This is a genomic window from Aquiflexum gelatinilyticum, assembly GCF_024813435.1.
Taxonomy (GTDB): Bacteria; Bacteroidota; Bacteroidia; order Cytophagales; family Cyclobacteriaceae; genus Cognataquiflexum; species Cognataquiflexum gelatinilyticum.
The window spans coordinates 189,470-208,822 of the sequence record NZ_JANAEZ010000002.1; the positions used below are offsets into that span (position 1 = coordinate 189,470).

A 19,353-nucleotide genomic window follows, 5' to 3' on the forward strand; every position below is an offset into this window, starting at 1 on the left:
AAAATTGGTTATAGGATCGATTATAGGCTCAGTGGACTGTGGTCTGTCGTTCGTGGACGAGTATCCGCATTCGAGATAGTCTCTTATAGCCCAAGGTGCAACATTGCGGATACTCATATTTTTAATTAAGTAGCAAGACATAAAAGATATACCCCCATGAAAATCTTTATTCCTATTCTTCTTTTGTATACGCTGGTCTTCTTTTCCTGCAATTCTGAAAGCCAAAAAGATCTCCCCCCGCCCAACATCCTGTGGATTTCCACCGAGGACATTGATCCGGCTTGGGGATGCTATGGTGATGAATACGCTACTACACCCAATATCGACGGTCTGGCAGCGGATGGATTTGTCTTTACAAGAGCAAGCGCTAACTCTCCCATTTGTGCCCCGGCCCGCTCTACGCTGATTACTGGCATGTTTGCCACTTCCTTGGGAACCCAACACCTACGTTCCGATGTGCCCCTACCCAATGACCTGAAAATCCTCCCTGAAATCCTCCGGGAGCATGGCTATTATACCTCCAACAATGTCAAAACAGATTACAACTTCAGTGCCGATGGCCGTTGGGATGATAGCAGCAAAGAGGCCCATTGGCGAAACAGGAAAGAAGGTCAACCATTTTTCTCCGTAGTCAATTTCATGATTACCCACGAAGGCCCCACCAACAATGCCGACCCCGAATCAGTAAAAAAGGACCTCAAGCTCAGACATGACCCTGCAAAAGCACCCATTCCGCCTTATTTTCCCGACACACCAAAAATGCAGGAAATCATGGCCCATGCCTACGACCTGATCAGCATATTTGACCAAGGAGTAGGGGAACTTGTCCAACAGCTCAAAGACGACGGGCTGTATGACAATACCATCATCTTTGTATTTTCCGATCATGGCTTTGGCCTTCCCCGACACAAGCGTTGGCTTACCAATTCTGGATTACACATTCCCCTCGTCCTCCATGTTCCGGAACAATACCGACACCTGGTATCCAATCTGAAAACCCGACAGGTGGATGACCTGGTGGGTTTTGTGGATTTTGCTCCTACTGTCTTGGGCTTGGCAGGCATAGCCCCTTCTTCCTATATGGAAGGCAATAATTTCCTAGGGCCCAATGCAGTGAAAAACCAGTACAGTTTTGGCTTCCGAAGCCGTGCGGACGATTGCAATGAGATGTCGCGTTCGGTTTCGGATGGGCGATACTTATATATCCGGCATTACCTGCCCCAACTTCCCTACATTCAAAATGCCATCATCTTCACCCAAGGCAAACAGGCCATGGAGGAAATCTACCGGGCTAGAAATGAGAAGGCCTTGCCTAATCACTTGGAACAATACTTTCATACCAAAATGACAATGGAGTTGTATGACCTGGAGGAAGATCCTTATGAATTGAATAACCTGGCGATGAAGCCCGAACATCAGGAACGTATCGGTCTATTCCAGAAAGAGCTGGATCAATGGATGGTCAAACACAGGGATTCCGGCATGCTCAATGAATCTGAATACATGCTTCGGGCAAAGGGAAGTTCTGTCTATGAAATCTTAAGGGATGATACTCAATTCGATCCAGAGAAAACCCTTGAAGCAATGAACTTAGTGGGCCAGATAGATGGCGGATCAATCCTACTTCGAATGCAGGATCAGGATCCCCTTGTCCGATATTGGGGCTTGATTGCTTTGGAATATGCCGGGTTGAATTCCAGCTTGTTAGTTCAGGAACTGGAAAACATATTGGATGACCCTTCTCCAATCAATGCCATTCAGAGTGCCAAAATGCTTATCCAACTCAAAGAAGATCCCAAAGCCTATCAAACATTGGGGAAATACCTTCAGGCGGAAGAGGAAACCACCGTCCTCCATGCAGCCATTGCCCTAAGATTACTGGAAGAAAAAGCCCAACCTTTGATCCCTTTAGTCAAAGATGAAATCTTTCCCAAATATCAAGGAGAGGTATGGGGCAGGTACAAATCCTGGAGCTACCCCATGTTTATCGGCATGGCCTTGGACCAAGTCAGAATCAATTGCGGCGAAGAAATTGCGGTGAGAAACTAAAATGTCCAAAAAGTCAAAACCTGCCATCCCCAAACCCTATCCCTTACCCAAAATCACAGTCCCCGTATTCTGTGAGGAAAACGGCTTCTATACCACCAAGCAGCGGTCCTACAACATGTCCCAAATCAAAGGCAAGGACACCAAACCCGAAAAACTCCTCAAAAAAGCCCTTTGGCATGCAGGACTCAGGTACCGCAGCAACAAAAGAAACCTACCCGGTAAGCCCGACATTTCATTGATCAAATACAGGTTCGTGATTTTTATCGATGGAGCTTTTTGGCATGGCCACGATTGGGAAAACAGAAAGCAAACCATCAAATCGAACCGTGACTTTTGGATTCCCAAGATCGAAAGGAACATACAGAGGGACAGCGAAATCAACCATTTCTACCGATCCGGTGGTTGGACCGTCCTCAGATTTTGGGATTTTGAGGTGGAAAAGGAGTTGGGGAGATGTGTGAAGAGGGTGATGGACATCTTAAGTGGACATGTCTAACCATATGCCCATTTTTTTTTAATAAATGAACATATCAAGTTTTTGCGTCCATTTTAAGGAAAGCCTGATATATCAATTTCAAGTGGTTGATTTTTATAGATGGGGCATACTGGAATGGGTATGATCGGGCAATTCCCTAATCCACCATCATATCCCACCAGGACTTCTGACCTTCAAAAATTGAACTGAAAAGGAAAAGCCCGGAGATCCACCATTACTACCAACTGATCCAAAGTCCCGGTTAACATCGTAATTGAAATACTAGAAAAACAAACAATAGTTTAATCCTTAGGGTTAGACTAATAAGTAAAGTAAAAAACACATCAAAATCGACAGTAGATCTTGAGTGAAAATTTAAAAAAATTATAATCCCATGAAAAAGAATCTATTAATCAATCGAATCAGACAAGGAGCCATCCTACTCGCAATGGTTCTGACTTTTGCAGCTTGTACTGACGACCCAAACCCAACTATTGATCCCGAAACAATTTTGACGGGCCAAACAAAAACTTATGTCTTAAAAGCCGTAGGAAATTCGGGGATCAGTGGAACTGCCTTGCTGGAAGAAACTTCAACAGGAAATTCCAAATTGACTATCTCTTTAACTGGAACGCCTAATGGAGGGTCCCTTCCTGCACACATTCACTTCAATTCTGCTGCTCAAGGCGGTGGAATAGCGGTCTCTTTAACTCCGGTAAATGGAACAACCGGTATCAGTGAAACAACTTTTTCCAAAGAGGATGATGGAACTCCTATAAGTTTCAGTGATGTTTTGGCCTATGATGGTTATATCAATGTGCATTTAAGTGCCACTGACCTCGCAACTGTTGTCGCTCAGGGTGACATTGGGTCAAATGAATTGACAGGTACATCCAAAACATACACGCTGAATAGTGTTGCGGACCCATCTATATCAGGCGAAATAACTTTTGAAGAAAGAATCAATGGTTTTGCTTTAGCGACAATTTCATTGACTGGAACTCCAGACGGTGGATCACACCCTGCCCACATACATGCCAATTCAGCAGCTATAGGAGGTGGAATAGAATTTACTTTCAATCCTGTGAATGGAACCACAGGAATGAGCAAAACAGACACAAGGGAAGGAATAATGGATGGAGAAGATGGTTTTACATACGAGGAAATATTGGAAGTTGATGGATACGTAAATGTGCATTTGAGCGCGGATAATTTAGGAACGATAGTCGCTCAGGGTGACATTGGGTCTAATGAATTGACAGGTACGTCCATTACTTATCCTTTGAATAGTGTTGCTGTGCCATCAATATCCGGGGAAATAACCTTTGAAGAAAGAATGAATGGTTTTGCTTTAGCGACAATTACCTTAACAGGTACACCGTCAGATGGCATGCATCCTGCCCACATCCATGCAAACAGTGCGGCTGTGGGTGGAGGTATCCTATATACTTTTAACCCCGTCATCGGTGCCACAGGAATCAGTGTAAGTGATACGAGAAAAGGAATGATGGACAATGAAGCTACGTACACCTACTCGCAAATCTTGACTGTAGATGGTTATGTCAATGTGCATTTAAGTGCAGAGGATTTAGGCACCATAGTTGGTCAAGGAAATATTGGCGCAAACTTTGAATAATAAATTAACCTTTCAAATTTAATTTTGAAAACACCCACAGAACATTTTTAAAATTGGTCTGTGGGTGTTTTTGTGTGATGCTTCACCATTTTCTGATTTTTGTTATATTCCCCTTCTTCAAGGCCATATCCAAAAAATCAAACCCTGCCATCATCAGGATAGGCCTTATATCATGAGCAAGCCATCCAATCCAACCGTGACCTTTGGATTCCTAAGATCGAAAGAAACATGCAGCGGGATGCCGAGATCAACCATTTCTACCGCTCAGGCGGTTGGACCGTCCTGAGGTTCTGGGATTTTGAGGTGAAAAATGAATTGGGAACTTGTGTGAAAAAGGTAGTGTATGTACTCAGTAGGTGAGGCTTGGGATATGCATTATCCTTCCAAGATTTTAATCTTGTATCTTCCGGATTTGGTGGACATATTTTGATCATATGTCCAATTTTTTTAATAAAATGGACATATCTGATTTTTATGTCCAATAAAATGAAAGGATTACATAGCAATTCATTGGCCTAAACAGACCCCAAGGATCGCTAAATCAACCTAACTTACTTTTTACCAATTAAACAAAATATCTACTTGATTTTTTCGTTAATACATTTTAAGAACTTACAATTGAAAATAAAAACGCCTAACCTAGCCATCCTTGTCAAAAAAAAGCCATGAAAAAAATCTACCTGTTGTTCCTTCCCATACTGCTTTTTTCTTGTATGGAATCTTCAGAAAACGTCGAAATGGAAAGGCTTCTGGGGGTTTGGATGCATGAATTCTCAAATGAGGATGAAACTATTGAATCGACGATTTCCTTTATAGCCGATGGCACCTATATTATTGAAAATAGAAGGGTCCAAAGTTCAGAAGGTTTTAACCCAGGGCTTATAGACGCCTATAAGGGCAAGTTTAGCCTAGAGGCTGGAAAGCTCACTTTTTCAGATAAAATATTTTTCTTCACTGAGGATTTTGTAAATCCTCCTGCCACTATAGAAGCCCTGCGACAGGGGGAAAATGTTAAATATCCAAAGCAAACGGCGAAGGTTTCATTTGAAGAAAACAACAAAGTCATGGTCCTTTTATATGACTGCCCCGGTCCTGAACCTGAAGAAGATGAGGTATTAGTCGAATGCCTCGACTTAGGCCCTCTGCCTTACAACCAGGTAAAGAATTTTTAAGCTCATTTATTCAAGATTCCTTCAGTTCAAACCTTTAGCAACCCTGAATTTTTATTCCCAAAATCGAAAGAAACATGCAGCGGGATGCCGAAATCAACCATTTCTACCGCACCGGAGGCTGGATCGTCCTTAGATTTCATATCCCTTTTCAATCCTTTCCAAAAATTCAGTTACATCTCTTTTATCAGTAACTTCTTCATCTGTCAATTCAAATCCATCAAATTCGTGCCATTCGTGATCAATTTCAGGATCATAGGGATGATGGTGAAGCCTTGGCAAACCCCAGTCTTGTGGAACAAAAAACTCATTTGAGATCAATTTTTCTCTTAATATTTCTGAAGCCTTAGTTGGCGAAAGAAAACTTGGATTAGGGAAAATGACAGCCCCAAATTGTTTGTAATTAGCTCCATCTCTATATAAATAATTCAACTTAAGATTGAGAGTTGTTTTTGCATTACCTATCGGTAGCTTTTCCAAAAAATCATCTAAATCTTTCTCCGATTCGAAAGATACAACTGGTTCAATCCCTGATTCAAAAAATTGGATCAATTCAATTAAACTTTCAAAAAACCAAAAATGCTTCCCTTCATAATTGTAAATATAGACCTGTTTATTCTCCTCAAACCTAACCAAGTTTAAGATTTCTATGGTTCGGGAAGGTGAAATGTATTCGGTAGAGAGCGAGAAGATTTTGTTCATAAAGTGAAAAGTTGTTTTACAAAAGTAGCACTAATTCTTTTTTTGTAGACTATAGTCCGTGGTACAATAGGCTACATTTTTTCAGATTGCAAGATGGACATCAAATTAGCTTATGGCGAAAAAGTCAAAGCCATCAGAAAAAGTCAGAATGTATCTCAGGAAAAGCTTGCTGAACTAGCTGAGTTGGACCGCACATACATTTCTGATATTGAAAATGGGAAAAGAAATGTTTCGATTGAAACAGTTTTTAAAATCGCTAAAGCCCTTAATTCTCCATTGATAAATTTTTTTGAATTTTAAAATTTTAAGTAATAAATGGATAGAAGTTATTACTCAAATTCTGTATCCGACTTCTTAATTGATAATAGAGATAAGATACTTGGACAGTTAATTAGAAATCATGATTTTCCTGCTGAGAACTTACAGCGAAATGCTTGGATAAAACAAATCGACATACTTAAAAGCGCACTCAAACCCTTTACAAGGGGACGCATTTATTTTGAGTTCGCAATACCCAGAATGGGAAAAAGAGTGGATAATATTTTGTTAATCGATGACTTTATTTTTGTTATCGAATTTAAAGTAGGTGACTTAGAATATCAAAAGTATGCAGTTGAACAAGTAGTGGACTACTGTTTAGATTTACAAAATTTCCATGAGGGTAGTCACCATGAAAAAATAGCCCCTATCCTAATTTCAACAAAAGCACCTAGTTTAGAAAACACGATTTCAGTAAAGGACAATTTATTTGAACCATTAAAGTGCAATCAAGTAAATTTTACAAAATTAGTTTCAGAAGTGCTTTTCTTTAGCGATGGATATAAAATAAACCACATCTTATGGGAAAACTCTATTTATAAACCAACACCAACAATAATTGAAGCTTCTCAGGCACTTTACAGAGGACATTCTGTTGAAGAAATATCAAGACATGATGCAGGCGCAAAAAATCTTACAAAATCAACTGAAACTATCAATCGTATAATTGAAAATTCAAAATACAATCATACAAAATCAATTTGTTTCTTAACTGGGGTTCCTGGAGCAGGAAAAACTCTTGCAGGACTAAATATAGCAAATGAAAGAAGAAAAGCCGATAAAGATGAAAATGCGGTTTTCCTCTCAGGAAATGGTCCTTTGGTATATGTTTTAAGAGAGGCACTAATTAGAGACGAAGTTCTTCAGGCAAAAGAAAAAGGAGAGAAATTAACAAAGAAAAAGTCTGCAATAAAAGCTAATGCTTTTATTCAGAACATTCATCATTTCCGTGATGACAATTTAATATCAAATCAGGCACCTGATGAAAAAGTTGTTGTTTTTGACGAGGCGCAAAGAGCCTGGACAAAAGAAAAGGCAACTTCATTTATGAAATCAAGAGGTAAAGATTTCGAAATGTCTGAACCTGAATTTCTAATTGATGTCATGAATAGACACGAAAACTACTGCACAATAATATGTCTTGTTGGAGGTGGCCAGGAAATAAATACAGGTGAAGCTGGGCTTTCAGAATGGGTTTTCGCTTTAAAAAATCATTATCCAGATTGGCATATATATTATTCAAGTCTTATCACAGGGGATAGTGACTATTTAAATGACGATATCTTAAAAGAATGGTTAAGTGAAAATGGAACAGAAGAAGAACATTTACATCTTTCAGTTTCCGTTCGTTCCTTTCGTTCAGAAAAAATTTCCAGTTTTGTTCACGCGGTGATTGCCGGAAATGCTAGTCAAGCCAAACTAATATTATCAGAAATCAATAATTTGTTCCCCATCCTCATTACACGAGATTTTAATGTGGCGAAACACTGGCTTCGAAAAAACGCAAAAGGATCAGAAAGAATAGGATTAGTTGGGAGTTCAGGGGGAAGGAGATTAAGGCCATTGGGTATTGATGTAAAAAATGAGATTACAGCAGAGGATTGGTTTTTAAATGATTCTTCTGATGTTCGATCCTCTCACTACTTAGAATTAGTTGCTACCGAATTTGATATTCAAGGATTAGAGATTGACTATGTATGCTTGGCTTGGGATATTAACTTTTATTTCAAAAACGATGAATGGAATTATCAATCATTTGAAGGGACAAAATGGAAAGGAATTATTAGTGAAATAGACAAATCATATTTAAGAAATGCTTACAGAGTATTAATGACAAGGGCAAGACAAGGTTTTATTATTTTCGTTCCTTTTGGTGATGATTTAGATCATACAAGGCCAAAGGAATTGTATGATAGTACATTTAATTTTTTTAAGGAATGTGGAATCCCTTCAATTTGAAAATTTTCTCATAAAACACCACATCCCGCCTAGAAAAACCATCCGCTTAGGATTCCTAAAAAAAAGTTAACAATTCAAAAAAGGGAAATTTTATTCTTTATCCCAAAATTGATCAATCTTACTTGAAACACCCCACCACCCCAATCGCACCACCTTCCTTCAGGGTATAAGTTTGGCCATTGACCACATCGATAAACTTGATACCTACGATTCCCAAAATCAGTCTGTGGCTTTGGGGAGTTTCAAAGGACAGTACCTTTTCTCCCAAGACCGAAAGGCTTTGTCTCCCATCCAAAATCTCACTTTCCTGCCAAACCACAACAGTTTCCGCATCTTCTGACAGGGACACCAAGCCGAAAATGACCTGACGTTGACCTTGCTGTTTTCCGGTAGTTGCTGAAGCCGTGACCTCTCCAAAGTCGAAGCTATAGGATTTGCCTTTCTTTATTTCTGCCATAACTGGAAACCCTCCCAATACAGAACGCAAGTTGCTATCTGCCGTAAAATTGACACCCACCAATTGGCTAACATCTCCTGCAGTGACTTTCCGCATGCCTTTGGGATTGATGGGGTCTGTCCCCAAGATGGACACAAAAAGTTTGGTAAACCTACCATTGAAATTCGGGTCCACGTTGGGACACGGCTTAGATAAAATCGCCCTTCTAAGTTTCCCAGCCACGCTACTTGCCGTCCCAAATTCCGAAGCATTTTTCCTCGAATTTTCAAAGGCATCGTCATTTTTGAATTGTTCGGTCGTCGGACCTGTCTTTGTCCGAACCATATCCACCCCCTCGCTTTGGTAAAAATCGAGGCCACCCATTTTGCCTTTAAAGCGAAATATTCCTGTCTGTCTAGCCATAGTTCCGTATACTTTCCGTTATAGTTCCCCTATACTTCCGTTATAGTTCCCTTACCCATACTCCGTGTCTGAGTTACCGATACTCCGTGTCAGAGTAGGGGATACTCCGTGTTTGCCTTACCTTAGCCTTACCTTTGATACCATGTGAAACTGACCCAGAGTGCTTGTAGGGGTGATCAAGAAACTCTGATTACTATAAACCTAGTAAAAAATATTTGAAAATCAAATTTTGTTTATTGCCTTTGTATCTTTCAAACTATCCTCCTTTTTCTAATGCTATTTTTTTAATTAATCTTAATTGATAACAGCGCGGAGGAATGATCCTGTAGCTTCGGGAGGCCGGCCTAGGCCTTGTGGGTTGATAGGATTTTGCCGTCTTGACTTTTTGGGCTACTTTTTTTTCCAAAGCCTGCCCCGTATTTATCGGGGAAAAAAAGTAGCTGTAAAAAAAGAGTTTAATTAAACTAAAGGGTTTAGAATATTTTATGCCTGATATCCTATAACCCTCTACTTTCCTTTCAACTCATTTATGGTTATAAAAAAAATTTACACCTCAACATTTCTTGCCTTCTTCCCGTCATGGTTTCAAAATCGTGACCCTATGAAAAAATCCTTTCCAATGCTCGCCATTTGTTTCCTGCTTTTATCATGCATAGAACAGGAAACGCTTGAATTAGAATCCGGTGAATTTCCCCTCGGTACCTGGACCAATATCCAATTTGAAGAAACCGGTTTTACTATGGACCGCAGCAGCAAACTTCCTGAGAATACCTACGGCTATGTTTTCCAAAAAAACGGCAAACTTATCCACCGTGCCAATTCAGGTTTCTGCGGAACACCTCCAATTGTCACTGCAGATTTTGCAGGAAAATGGACCCTCAAAGGAGATATTGTCGAAGTGGAGGTAAATTTTTGGGGCGGAAAATACAGGCAGGAATGGAAAGTAACCCAGCTTTCAGGCAAAACAGTAAAGGTCGAGCTGCTCAAGCAGGAATATTTTAACGATTAGATATCGCTATCTAGTACCCACTTTTCCTGGAAAGACTAGGTAGAATTTTTCGGATTAAAACTGATCCTCGTATGTTCTAGGCGGGGAGGAATGATTCCCTTATCATTTTGTATTGGCTACTTTTTTTGTCAAGAAAAAAAGTAGCTATAAAAGAGACGGTCTTTTTCATTTACACAATAAGAATCAATTTTAAGTTTAATTAATATTGTTATTACGAACCCTACCCAAACATCACCCTCCCCAACTCCTCAAAATCCCCCACCACCCCATCACAACCCAAGGACAGCAAAGTTTCCTTGCTTTCTGACGTACTGATCCCAACAACCTGTAATCCACCACGCTTTGCCGCCAAGATCCCTCCTTGGGAATCTTCGATGACAAGGCATTCTTCCGGCCTCAACCTGGCCTTTTCCATACTCAGCAGGAAAATCTCCGGGTCGGGTTTGCCCTTGCTGACTTCATGCCCGCCGGTGGTAAAGGAAAAATAAGAACGGATCTCGAGGCTGTCCAAAGTAAAATCAATATTGGGTTGGTCACCCATGGTGGCCAAAAGGGATTGGAGGCCTTTGGCTTTTATGGCTTGGAGAAATGCGGTCAGACCATTTACTTCCTGGATATGGGGGCGGTACATTTCTCGATAGGTTCGTTCCTTCTCCTGCCCGAGTTCATATAGCTGATGCGGATCTTCGATTTGGGGAAAAAACCGCTGCATCATTTCATCGATCGTCCCATGGTTTTGTGCATGGAATTGAGATGAATTGAGGTGGATTCCATGTTGCTGCAAAAACTCCAGCCATGCATCCCGGTGATAAGGAATATTATCCACCAAGGTCCCATCCATGTCGAAAATAATTGCTTTGGGTAGTTTCATGTTTTTTAAGATTGGAGATATGAGACCTGAGACTGAATTCTGGTAAGGTTAAGAGAGATTGTAAAATAAGAGTTTTAAAGTTAAAAAGTTGAAAGGTTTTAAAGTTGAGTCCAAAGGTCATGTTTGTCGGGTCCGTCACTCTGAGTCCCCAACATTTAGAAAATGTTCAGAAAAGGAATGACGGTTGGTCTTGCGTCATCTTGAATCCGAGGTACGAGGATGAAAGATCTCAGAAAAAAGAGACCCTTTGCTTCACTCAGGGTGACGATCAAGAGATTCACGTCATTGGTGGTGCAGCGAAGAGTCCCACTTAAAGTATATGAGATCCTTCAGTCGTACCTCCTTCAGGATGACGGGTAATTCTCTCCACCTCGGATACTTTGTACTTGGTTCATGGTACTTCGTACTTTTCCCACCTTGTATATCCAATCTTCTACCAACCAAACTTTCTAACCTTGAAACCTTCCAACCTTAAAAATTTCCCAATCTTCCAATTTTCCAATTTTTCAATCTTCCAACCCCTTCCAAACCGGATCCAGACCTGCGTCTTTTTGTTTTTTGAAATCCTTCAGTGCTGCCAAAGCAGGTTTGCGGAGCAGCAGGATGGCGATGACGTTGAGCCAAGCCATCAGACCCACGCCGATATCACCAAATGTCCAGGCCAATTCGGCTGTGCGCACCGAACCATAAAAGGTCGCCACCAGAATCAAAACCCTCAAGACATAAGTCGGCCATTTTTGCTTTCCTTCTTTTTGTAAATAACTCAGGTTGGTCTCGGCGATATAGTAATACGCCATGATAGTCGTAAAAGCAAAGAACATCAAAGCCACAGCCACAAAACCTGCTCCTATGGAAGGGAAGTGGTGACTGATGGCATTTTGGGTGTATTCTGCTCCGATGGAAACCCCAGGCATATTTTCTACAATAAATCCCCCTTCGGGATTGATGACGTTAAACTGTCCCGTAAACAAAATCATAAATGCCGTAGCTGTACAGACAAACAAGGTGTCGATATACACCGAAAATGCCTGCACCAATCCCTGCTTGGCAGGATGGCTGACTTCGGCGGCAGCGGCAGCATGAGGCGCGGTGCCCTGACCGGCTTCATTGGAATATATCCCCCTTTTTACTCCCCAGGCGATTGCCATCCCAAACACACCGGAGTAGGTAGCTTCGAGGTTGAATGCCGATCCGACGATGAGGCGGAAGACATTGGGTATTTCGGAGAAATTAAGAAAGATGATCGTCTGCGCCATCAGAATATAGCCCAATGCCATAAAAGGGACGACGATCTCAGCTACTTTGCCGATCCTTTTTACCCCGCCAAAAATGATCAGGCCAAGCAGCAGGCAGATAATGCCTCCGGTGATTTCAACAGGAATGGAAAATGCGGATTGGACACTCAGGGCAATGCTGTTGCTCTGTACACCGGGCAGCAGCAGTGACATACTCAAGATGGTGACAAAGGCAAAAAGGATTGCGTACCACTTGATTCCGAGACCTTTTTCTATGTAAAATGCAGGACCACCTCTGTATTGCCCATCTTTAACCTCACGGTACAAAACCCCCAAAGTCGCTTCGATATAGGCTGAAGCTGCCCCCAAAAAGGCAATCACCCACATCCAAAAAACCGCTCCGGGTCCACCCATGGCAATGGCTGTTGCCACGCCGGCGATGTTTCCGGTTCCGATTCTTCCTGACATCGCTATCGCAAAAGCCTGAAAAGAAGAAACCCCTTTGGAGGAGGATTTACCTACAAAAAGCAGGCGAACCATTTCCTTGAAATACCGCACCTGCATAAAACGGGTAACAACCGAGAAATAAATGCCGGCACTGAGACAAAGAAGGATGAGGGCATTACTCCAGACAATGTCATTGATAGAATAAACGATTTGCTCCATAAAGGGAATTCTGATTTTTAATGAGGTATGGTTTTTTGGGGAGGCAGGGTCAAAGAATCATAAAACCCTTTTGAGTTGCATTCAAATATATCACCTTCCGGAATTAAATTCCTCAAAATATTCCAAAAGTCCCAAATCGGTAATTTTTAGGTTTTGATCAGATCAAAAAAGTAAAGAAAAAGAGGTTTCCCAACTTCTCACCCCTTCCTTAAGGGGTCGTCACCCTGAGTGATGCGAAGGGTCTCTTATGAATGAGATCTCTGTCACCTCTTACCCATTCAGAATACTTTGTACTTGGTTCTTCGTACTTCGTACATAGTACCTTCCCCACCTCTCACCACTTACCTTTCACCCTCCTTACTTCCAAACTTCCCAACTTCCTTCAATTCCCATAAAGCACGCCAATCCCCGCTTCCTGCAAGGATTTGTTATAAGCAGGTATCGCGGTCTTCAACAGCTTTTCTCCTCTGGTCTTCAGGACTTCCCATTCTTTGGTCAGTTCATCGAGGCGGTCTCTGGAACCTTGATTTACCCTTGGGATCGAGCTTTCGGTCTGATTAATCAGGTAAAGGTAGTTGGCAGTGAATTTATTGGGGAAGTTTTCGACATCGTCATAGGCCTTGGACTTGCGCTGTATCATGTCTTCATCCCAAGCCTGCATTTCCTTCAGTAGGTTTGCTCCGGCAGTATGCAGTTCTTTTTTGGCTTCATCGCCTTTGATTTTAGCCAAAAGGGGCTTCAGTTGCTGTTGGTAAGCCATGGCTTCATTGATCATGTTATGCATGGAGGTGAGCTCGGCTTCCATCTTGGACATAAAGGCGTGGTATTCCTGATAGTCAGCAGTACTCAGTCCAAAATCCGGATTGTCCACGATCTTGGCCGTGTTGGTACTTTCTCCCAAATCTGATTTAAGGTAAAGAGAATAGCTTCCCGGAATGGCTTTGTGGCCTGAGAAACTTGCTTCCAAGTAGGCAGAAGGCACACCCGGCATGGTTGGATGCCGCATGTTCCATACAAATCTGTTTACTCCTTTTTTGACAGTCAAAACAGGTTCTGGAGAAGGGCCTCCGTCATATCTGATGAATTTGGGGTCTTTCTTGCTAGAAAAAGTCCTTACTAATTCTCCTTTTTCATCCCTGATCTCCAAGGTCAGTGCTGTCGAGTCATTCACAGATTCCGGCAAATGGTAATAAATCACCACCCCATTGGCAGGATTGACGCCTTCAAAAGGATGGGTTCCTTTGAAGTCCTCACTGTTTCCATTCAACGGCGAAGACCAGCTCCCGAGCATCGCATCATCAGGTTGGTAGAGAAGTGGTTTATCCACAGAGGGTTGAATCCCGCGGACAACGTTGAGGTCATCCAAGATCCAATAGGACCTTCCCGAAGTGGCGACGATCAGGTCATTGTGGGCTACTTTCAGGTCAGTGATGGGAGTGACCGGCATGTTCAACTGGAAAGGTTCCCAGCTCGTTCCTCCATTTTGGGAGAGGTAGATGCCCGTTTCTGTACCTGAATAGAGCAATCCTTTTACCACGTTGTCTTCCCGCACTACTCTGGTAAACGCACCGTAGGGGATTCCCTTACTGATATTCGTCCAGGTTTTTCCGTAGTCGGTGGTTTTGTACATAGCAGGAATATAGTCATTGAACTTGTAGCGGGTAGTAGCAATGTAGGCTGTAGCCGGATCATGTGGGGAAACTTCAATGGCGTTGATGAGACATTCTGTCAAGCCTTTTGGGGTCACGTTGGTCCATGTCTTTCCATTGTCACGGGTCAGGTGAACAAGCCCGTCGTCACTTCCTACCCAGATATGTCCTTTTTCGTGGGGAGATTCTATGATGTAACTGATGGTACCATAATTTTCTGCACCTACTGCCTCATTCGTGTAAGGACCTCCACCTTTTCCCTGCTTTTCCTTTTCATTTTTGGTCAGATCGGGAGAGACTACTTCCCAATTTTGGCCCATGTCTTTTGTCCTCAGGACATACTGCGATCCATGGTAATAGGTGTCGGGTTCATGTTGTGACCAGATGATCGGGGCATTCCAGTTGAACCTGTACTTCATGTTGCTGGCATTTCTGCCAAGGTATTGGATCGGCGCGATCATGATATTGGTACTTCCCAAGGATTTGTGGTCAAGCACTTCGATGGTACCGAGGTAGCTGCCTCCCAGGACGTATCTCGGATCATCAGGATTGAAAGCCAGGAAGGCACTTTCTCCACCTGCGGAGTAATTCCAATGCTCTTGAGAAATACCACCCCTTCCCAAGGCCATGCTGTTGATGACCAAAGACGTATTGTCCTGCTGTCCGCCATAGATACGATAGGGGATTTGGTTGTCGGTATTGATCCGATACATCTGCGCAGTCGGCATATTGGCTTGTGTGGACCAGGTTTTGGCACCATTGAATGAAATGGCCGCACCACCATCGTCTGACATAACCATGTTTTTTGAGTTTTTGGGATTGATCCACAGGTCATGGTAATCACCATGTGCACTTGGAAGTACTTCCCAGCTTTTGCCACCATCGATGGAGCGGAGTGCCGGGGCACTGAGTACATACACAGTATGCTCATCTTGCGGATCCGCAAAAACTTCTATATAATACCAGGCTCTTTGAACCAGTCTGTTGTCACCGCTGACCATAGACCAGTCAATGCCACCATTTTCAGAAACAAAAAGTCCACCCTGATCTTTGTCTGAATCACTTTCTATCAAAGCATACACCTTATCTGAATTGGCTCTAGAAACAGCAATGGCCATTTTCCCTTTTTCTTTGGGAAGTCCGTTGGAAAGCATTTTCCAGGTTTTGCCTGAGTCTGTAGACTTGTAAAGACCGCTGCCCGGCCCTCCGCTGATGACTTTCCATGGAAGACGCTGATGCTCCCACATAGCGGCATAGAGTACTTCCGGATATTTCATGTCCATGGACAGTTCCACGGCACCGGATTTATTGTCTACAAAAAGTACCTTCTCCCAAGTCTCACCGCCGTTGCTGGATTTGTAGACACCTCGATCTTCATTGGGTGCATGGAGCGCCCCTTGTGCAGCGACATAGACAATGTCTGGATTGGTAGGGTGGATGACGATCCTTGAAATGTGTTGGGTTTTTTCCAATCCCATTTTCTTCCATGTTTTGCCGGCATCGGTCGATTTGTAGATCCCATCGCCATAGGAGGTCATCACGCCACGGGGTGCATGCTCACCCATGCCGACATAGACGATGTTGGGGTTGGATTCGGAGACGGACACCGCACCAACCGACCCTGTCGTAAAAAATCCATCAGAAATGTTATTCCAATGCTGTCCGGCATCTTCAGTTTTCCAGACACCTCCGCCAGTGGTTCCCATATAATAGGTCAGAGGATCGCTGACCACACCGGAAGAAGTCACCGACCTACCCCCACGAAAGGGGCCTATGTTCCTGTATTTTAGGGTGTTGTTGATTTCTTTGAAATCCTGTGCCGAGAGTTGGAAGGCGCCAAGAAGGAGGATGGCAAGAATGAGTTTTTTCATCAGAAGATAGGTGGGTATTGAAGGCATTCAAGATATATAAAAATGTCGGTTTTAGAATAGGGTATTTGATGGATGACTTTTGGAGTAAAAAATACCTTTGCTTTCAGTCGTACTTCCAACCTCCAACTTCGTACTTCAAAAGATATCTCCCTCTGGTCGATATGAAAAGGTGAAGGCTAAACTACCTTTCACCTCTTACTTTTTACCGCCGTGTGGACCAAAAAAACCTTTAAACTTTCTAATCTTAGAACCTTCGAACCTTTCAACCTTAAAACCCCTTTCATCCCTCAACCCCCAAAAGCCTTCACCTCTCCATCCTCTTCTATGTGTTTGATTCCTTTGACTTTCAATTCCTGAAGGCTGGATTCATCCCCAAATATTTCCCCACAAATTACCCCGGTAAAAGAGAGGATATTGGTGATTTTACAGCCTTTTCCTTCAAGGGCTTGGGCGATATTCTGAATATTACCGATTTCATTTTCCTCTATCGAGGCAATGAATTTTGTGGGATGCTTTGCCATTTTTTACTATATCTATCTGGTTAAAATTACTGTGGGCTTTGGACAAGTCCTGCCCCTACATCAGTTTGCGGCAATCCGATGGGTCTTGCCGAGGACACAAGCAAGTCCCAAATCTGCTTGGGAGTTGCGTTTGGGTTTTTCTCCCACAACTGGGCTGCCACCCCTGCCACAAATGGGGTTGCCATGCTGGTACCGCTGATCGAAATGTAGTTTTGAGGTGCTTTATATGCGCTCATCACCGATACCCCTGGCCCGGCAATATTGATTTCCCCTCCGTCACCGTTGATGGCGCCGCAGGAAAAATCAGCAACTTTGAGGAACCTGTCTATTGCTGCTACTGCCATGATAGAGGGGCAGTTGGCAGGATGGCCGACAGGTTGGATAATATTGGAAGACCTTCGGCTTTCATTTCCTGCTGCTGCGATAATCAATGTGCCTGATCCGAGCGCTTTTTTGGCAATATCCTCATAAATCCGGGAATAACTTTGGCCGGGTCTTGTGGCCGCCCCCAAAGACATCGAAATTACCTTACATCCATTAGCCATGGCCCAATCCATACCTGCCAAGATGCCCGAGTCCGAACCGGAACCCGCATTGGACAGGACTTTTCCTATAAAAATCTTTGCTTCTGAAGATACCCCATACCTGCTGTTGTTGGAACCCCGCAATCCTCCTGCAGCTATTCCGGTACAGTGGGTCCCATGACCATTGAGGTCATTGACATCCTCTGCCGAAATAAAGGATTTTGTCTGTATTGTTCTTGTCTGAAAATCAGGATGTGCAATCAGGAATCCAGTGTCAAGTATGGCTACAGGGATGTTTTTCCCTGTATAGGGACTGCTCAAAGCCCTTACCGCCTGTACCCCCCAATACGCTGAAGCATTATCCGAATAAGAGTCAGGAAGTTTGGGATCTACAGGCTTAGGGTCGCTGGGTGGAGTAGTGACCGGGGGTTTGGGGCCGAACCCCAATAACCTTAAAAGCCATTGCCAAAAACCGCCTCCACCCGAGGCCCCAACCTCCGCCAAGGCATAAACAAAGCGCTCAGGTTCATCATAAAGGAATACACTTTTTGTTCTGGAGGCTGTCGTCAGGGTATTGATCTTTGCTTCATGGTTTTCATTGATGACTGCGACACCGAATCTTTCAAAAACAATCCCATCTGCCTGATCAAATGCATTGATATAATCTTCCTCGTGGGATTTGTATTCTGTAGAATTTGCAAGACGGAGAGAGGCATCCTCGGCCTGTGAGGCGATGTCACTGAATTTTGCATCAGGAGCAAGCATCACAAGACGCCTTCCTGTAAATTCAGGTTTTGATTGGAGCAATTCTGGTTGATCTGACATGGCTATGGGATTGAAAAGTGAATAGAATTAAAAACAGATCTAATTTACAAAAAAATATTATATTATTGATAATCAGAGGTATAATTGAAATTTAAGGTATTCGATTTCATTTTACCTCAAAGGACCCAAAGGTATCTCAATGGAATTTACCACAGCTCACGAATGGCTCACAGAAAAATGAAAATATTTCACGCAGAGACAAAAAGAGCAAAGTCTCTAAGAAATTAATCTTGCGTTCTTAACTAAACCATTGCGCACATTGTGGTTAAACATGTACCGCGAAGGCGCAAAAACGCTAAGAAAAAGCCTTAATAAAACCACCTTGTGTTCATATCAAACCTTATCGATCATTGCAGTAAAAATTGTCCAATGTTACCTCTAAGCATCTGTGAAAATCTGTGTTCATCTGTGGTAAAGATTTTTTCCCGCAGATAGCGCAGATTTACGCAGAAAAAAAGAGAATGTGTCCTGCGAAGGCGCGAAGACGCAAACAAAAAATTCAGCTCAGAGGACGCGTAAGACACGGAGAAAAAACTATAATTTATATCATGCGGAGTTAAAAGAGCAAAGCCTCTAAGAAATTCACCTTGTGTTCTTAGCGAAACCATTGCGATCAATGCGTTAAAGATTTTCCAATGTTACCTCTAACCATCTGTGAAAATCTGTGTTCATCTGTGGTAAAGATTTTTTCCCGCAGATAGCGCAGATTGACGCAGAAAAAAAGAGAACGTGTCCCGCGAAGGCGCGAAGACGCAAACATTAAATTCAGCTCAGAGGACGCGTAAGACACGGAGAAAAAACTATAAACTATATCATGCGGAGTTAAAAGAGCAAAGCCTCTAAGAAATTCACCTTGGGTTCTTAGCGAAACCATTGCGATCAATGCGTTAAAGATTTTCCAATGTTTCTAATAACCATCTGTGAAAATCTGTGCTCATCTGTGGTTAAATCTATTTTTCTATCAACTAGGACACGGGCACAGAGATCACAGCGTTTTTGTTTTTTCTCGGTTCAA

Annotated in this window: 16 protein-coding genes; 9 read left to right on the forward strand and 7 right to left on the reverse strand. The window is 42.6% G+C overall.

Features of this window, described 5'->3' with window-relative positions; translation table 11 throughout:
* Positions 1-156 precede the first annotated feature (156 nt).
* From NK987_RS05450 to NK987_RS05470, 5 genes are all read left to right on the forward strand, one after another.
* Entirely contained in the window at positions 157-2,049 is a 1,893-nt protein-coding gene (locus NK987_RS05450; RefSeq protein WP_259263053.1) for a sulfatase-like hydrolase/transferase, read from the forward strand.
* 1 nt (position 2,050) lies between these two features.
* The gene (locus NK987_RS05455; RefSeq protein WP_259263054.1) at positions 2,051-2,545 is read left to right on the forward strand and encodes a very short patch repair endonuclease; all 495 of its coding nucleotides are present in this window, start codon (positions 2,051-2,053) and stop codon (positions 2,543-2,545) included.
* A gap of 373 nt (positions 2,546-2,918) precedes the next feature.
* Positions 2,919-4,160, forward strand: a complete 1,242-nt coding sequence (locus tag NK987_RS05460; protein WP_259263055.1) for a CHRD domain-containing protein — start codon at positions 2,919-2,921, stop codon at positions 4,158-4,160.
* 228 nt (positions 4,161-4,388) lie between these two features.
* Entirely contained in the window at positions 4,389-4,520 is a 132-nt protein-coding gene (locus tag NK987_RS05465) for a DUF559 domain-containing protein (protein WP_259263056.1), read from the forward strand.
* A 305-nt stretch (positions 4,521-4,825) separates the two neighbouring features.
* Complete coding sequence (locus NK987_RS05470; protein WP_259263057.1) at positions 4,826-5,332, forward strand: hypothetical protein; 507 nt, start codon at positions 4,826-4,828, stop codon at positions 5,330-5,332.
* 129 nt (positions 5,333-5,461) lie between these two features.
* On the opposite strand, the gene NK987_RS05475 is transcribed toward NK987_RS05470, so the two are convergent.
* Entirely contained in the window at positions 5,462-6,031 is a 570-nt protein-coding gene (locus NK987_RS05475; RefSeq protein WP_259263058.1) for a hypothetical protein, read from the reverse strand.
* 93 nt (positions 6,032-6,124) lie between these two features.
* On the opposite strand from NK987_RS05475, the gene NK987_RS05480 reads away from it, so the two are divergent.
* Both NK987_RS05480 and NK987_RS05485 read left to right on the forward strand, forming a co-directional pair.
* The gene (locus NK987_RS05480; RefSeq protein WP_259263059.1) at positions 6,125-6,331 is read left to right on the forward strand and encodes a helix-turn-helix domain-containing protein; all 207 of its coding nucleotides are present in this window, start codon (positions 6,125-6,127) and stop codon (positions 6,329-6,331) included.
* Between the two features lie 15 nt (positions 6,332-6,346).
* Positions 6,347-8,308, forward strand: a complete 1,962-nt coding sequence (locus NK987_RS05485) for a DUF2075 domain-containing protein (protein WP_259263060.1) — start codon at positions 6,347-6,349, stop codon at positions 8,306-8,308.
* A gap of 118 nt (positions 8,309-8,426) precedes the next feature.
* Here NK987_RS05485 and NK987_RS05490 read toward each other — a convergent pair whose 3' ends face one another.
* Positions 8,427-9,167, reverse strand: a complete 741-nt coding sequence (locus NK987_RS05490) for a hypothetical protein (RefSeq protein ID WP_258424820.1) — start codon at positions 9,165-9,167, stop codon at positions 8,427-8,429.
* Positions 9,168-9,768: 601 nt separating this feature from the next.
* On the opposite strand from NK987_RS05490, the gene NK987_RS05495 reads away from it, so the two are divergent.
* Positions 9,769-10,176: a hypothetical protein gene (locus NK987_RS05495; protein WP_258424821.1), complete on the forward strand. Its 408-nt coding sequence runs from the start codon at positions 9,769-9,771 to the stop codon at positions 10,174-10,176.
* Between the two features lie 220 nt (positions 10,177-10,396).
* Here NK987_RS05495 and NK987_RS05500 read toward each other — a convergent pair whose 3' ends face one another.
* Entirely contained in the window at positions 10,397-11,047 is a 651-nt protein-coding gene (locus tag NK987_RS05500) for an HAD family hydrolase (RefSeq protein WP_259263061.1), read from the reverse strand.
* Between the two features lie 219 nt (positions 11,048-11,266).
* Here NK987_RS05500 and NK987_RS05505 point away from each other — a divergent pair, with 219 nt between their 5' ends.
* Positions 11,267-11,407 carry a hypothetical protein gene (locus tag NK987_RS05505; protein ID WP_259263062.1) on the forward strand — a complete coding sequence of 47 codons (141 nt, stop codon included), beginning with the start codon at positions 11,267-11,269 and terminating at the stop codon, positions 11,405-11,407.
* Between the two features lie 146 nt (positions 11,408-11,553).
* On the opposite strand, the gene NK987_RS05510 is transcribed toward NK987_RS05505, so the two are convergent.
* The 4 genes from NK987_RS05510 to NK987_RS05525 form a co-directional block, all read right to left on the reverse strand.
* Positions 11,554-12,948, reverse strand: a complete 1,395-nt coding sequence (locus NK987_RS05510) for an alanine/glycine:cation symporter family protein (RefSeq protein WP_259263063.1) — start codon at positions 12,946-12,948, stop codon at positions 11,554-11,556.
* Between the two features lie 382 nt (positions 12,949-13,330).
* Positions 13,331-16,468: a WD40/YVTN/BNR-like repeat-containing protein gene (locus NK987_RS05515; protein WP_259263064.1), complete on the reverse strand. Its 3,138-nt coding sequence runs from the start codon at positions 16,466-16,468 to the stop codon at positions 13,331-13,333.
* A 287-nt stretch (positions 16,469-16,755) separates the two neighbouring features.
* Complete coding sequence (locus NK987_RS05520) at positions 16,756-16,989, reverse strand: hypothetical protein (RefSeq protein ID WP_259263065.1); 234 nt, start codon at positions 16,987-16,989, stop codon at positions 16,756-16,758.
* A 26-nt stretch (positions 16,990-17,015) separates the two neighbouring features.
* Positions 17,016-18,338 carry a S8 family peptidase gene (locus NK987_RS05525; protein ID WP_259263066.1) on the reverse strand — a complete coding sequence of 441 codons (1,323 nt, stop codon included), beginning with the start codon at positions 18,336-18,338 and terminating at the stop codon, positions 17,016-17,018.
* Positions 18,339-19,353 lie beyond the last annotated feature (1,015 nt).

Bases quoted from the DNA above. Each gene is read 5' to 3' on its own strand.
- NK987_RS05450 (WP_259263053.1), top strand. From the start codon at position 157: ATGAAAATCTTTATTCCTATTCTTCTTTTGTATACGCTGGTCTTCTTT.
- NK987_RS05455 (WP_259263054.1), top strand. From the start codon at position 2,051: ATGTCCAAAAAGTCAAAACCTGCCATCCCCAAACCCTATCCCTTACCC.
- NK987_RS05460 (WP_259263055.1), top strand. From the start codon at position 2,919: ATGAAAAAGAATCTATTAATCAATCGAATCAGACAAGGAGCCATCCTA.
- NK987_RS05465 (WP_259263056.1), top strand. From the start codon at position 4,389: ATGCAGCGGGATGCCGAGATCAACCATTTCTACCGCTCAGGCGGTTGG.
- NK987_RS05470 (WP_259263057.1), top strand. From the start codon at position 4,826: ATGAAAAAAATCTACCTGTTGTTCCTTCCCATACTGCTTTTTTCTTGT.
- NK987_RS05475 (WP_259263058.1), bottom strand. From the start codon at position 6,031: ATGAACAAAATCTTCTCGCTCTCTACCGAATACATTTCACCTTCCCGA.
- NK987_RS05480 (WP_259263059.1), top strand. From the start codon at position 6,125: ATGGACATCAAATTAGCTTATGGCGAAAAAGTCAAAGCCATCAGAAAA.
- NK987_RS05485 (WP_259263060.1), top strand. From the start codon at position 6,347: ATGGATAGAAGTTATTACTCAAATTCTGTATCCGACTTCTTAATTGAT.
- NK987_RS05490 (WP_258424820.1), bottom strand. From the start codon at position 9,167: ATGGCTAGACAGACAGGAATATTTCGCTTTAAAGGCAAAATGGGTGGC.
- NK987_RS05495 (WP_258424821.1), top strand. From the start codon at position 9,769: ATGAAAAAATCCTTTCCAATGCTCGCCATTTGTTTCCTGCTTTTATCA.
- NK987_RS05500 (WP_259263061.1), bottom strand. From the start codon at position 11,047: ATGAAACTACCCAAAGCAATTATTTTCGACATGGATGGGACCTTGGTG.
- NK987_RS05505 (WP_259263062.1), top strand. From the start codon at position 11,267: ATGAAAGATCTCAGAAAAAAGAGACCCTTTGCTTCACTCAGGGTGACG.
- NK987_RS05510 (WP_259263063.1), bottom strand. From the start codon at position 12,948: ATGGAGCAAATCGTTTATTCTATCAATGACATTGTCTGGAGTAATGCC.
- NK987_RS05515 (WP_259263064.1), bottom strand. From the start codon at position 16,468: ATGAAAAAACTCATTCTTGCCATCCTCCTTCTTGGCGCCTTCCAACTC.
- NK987_RS05520 (WP_259263065.1), bottom strand. From the start codon at position 16,989: ATGGCAAAGCATCCCACAAAATTCATTGCCTCGATAGAGGAAAATGAA.
- NK987_RS05525 (WP_259263066.1), bottom strand. From the start codon at position 18,338: ATGTCAGATCAACCAGAATTGCTCCAATCAAAACCTGAATTTACAGGA.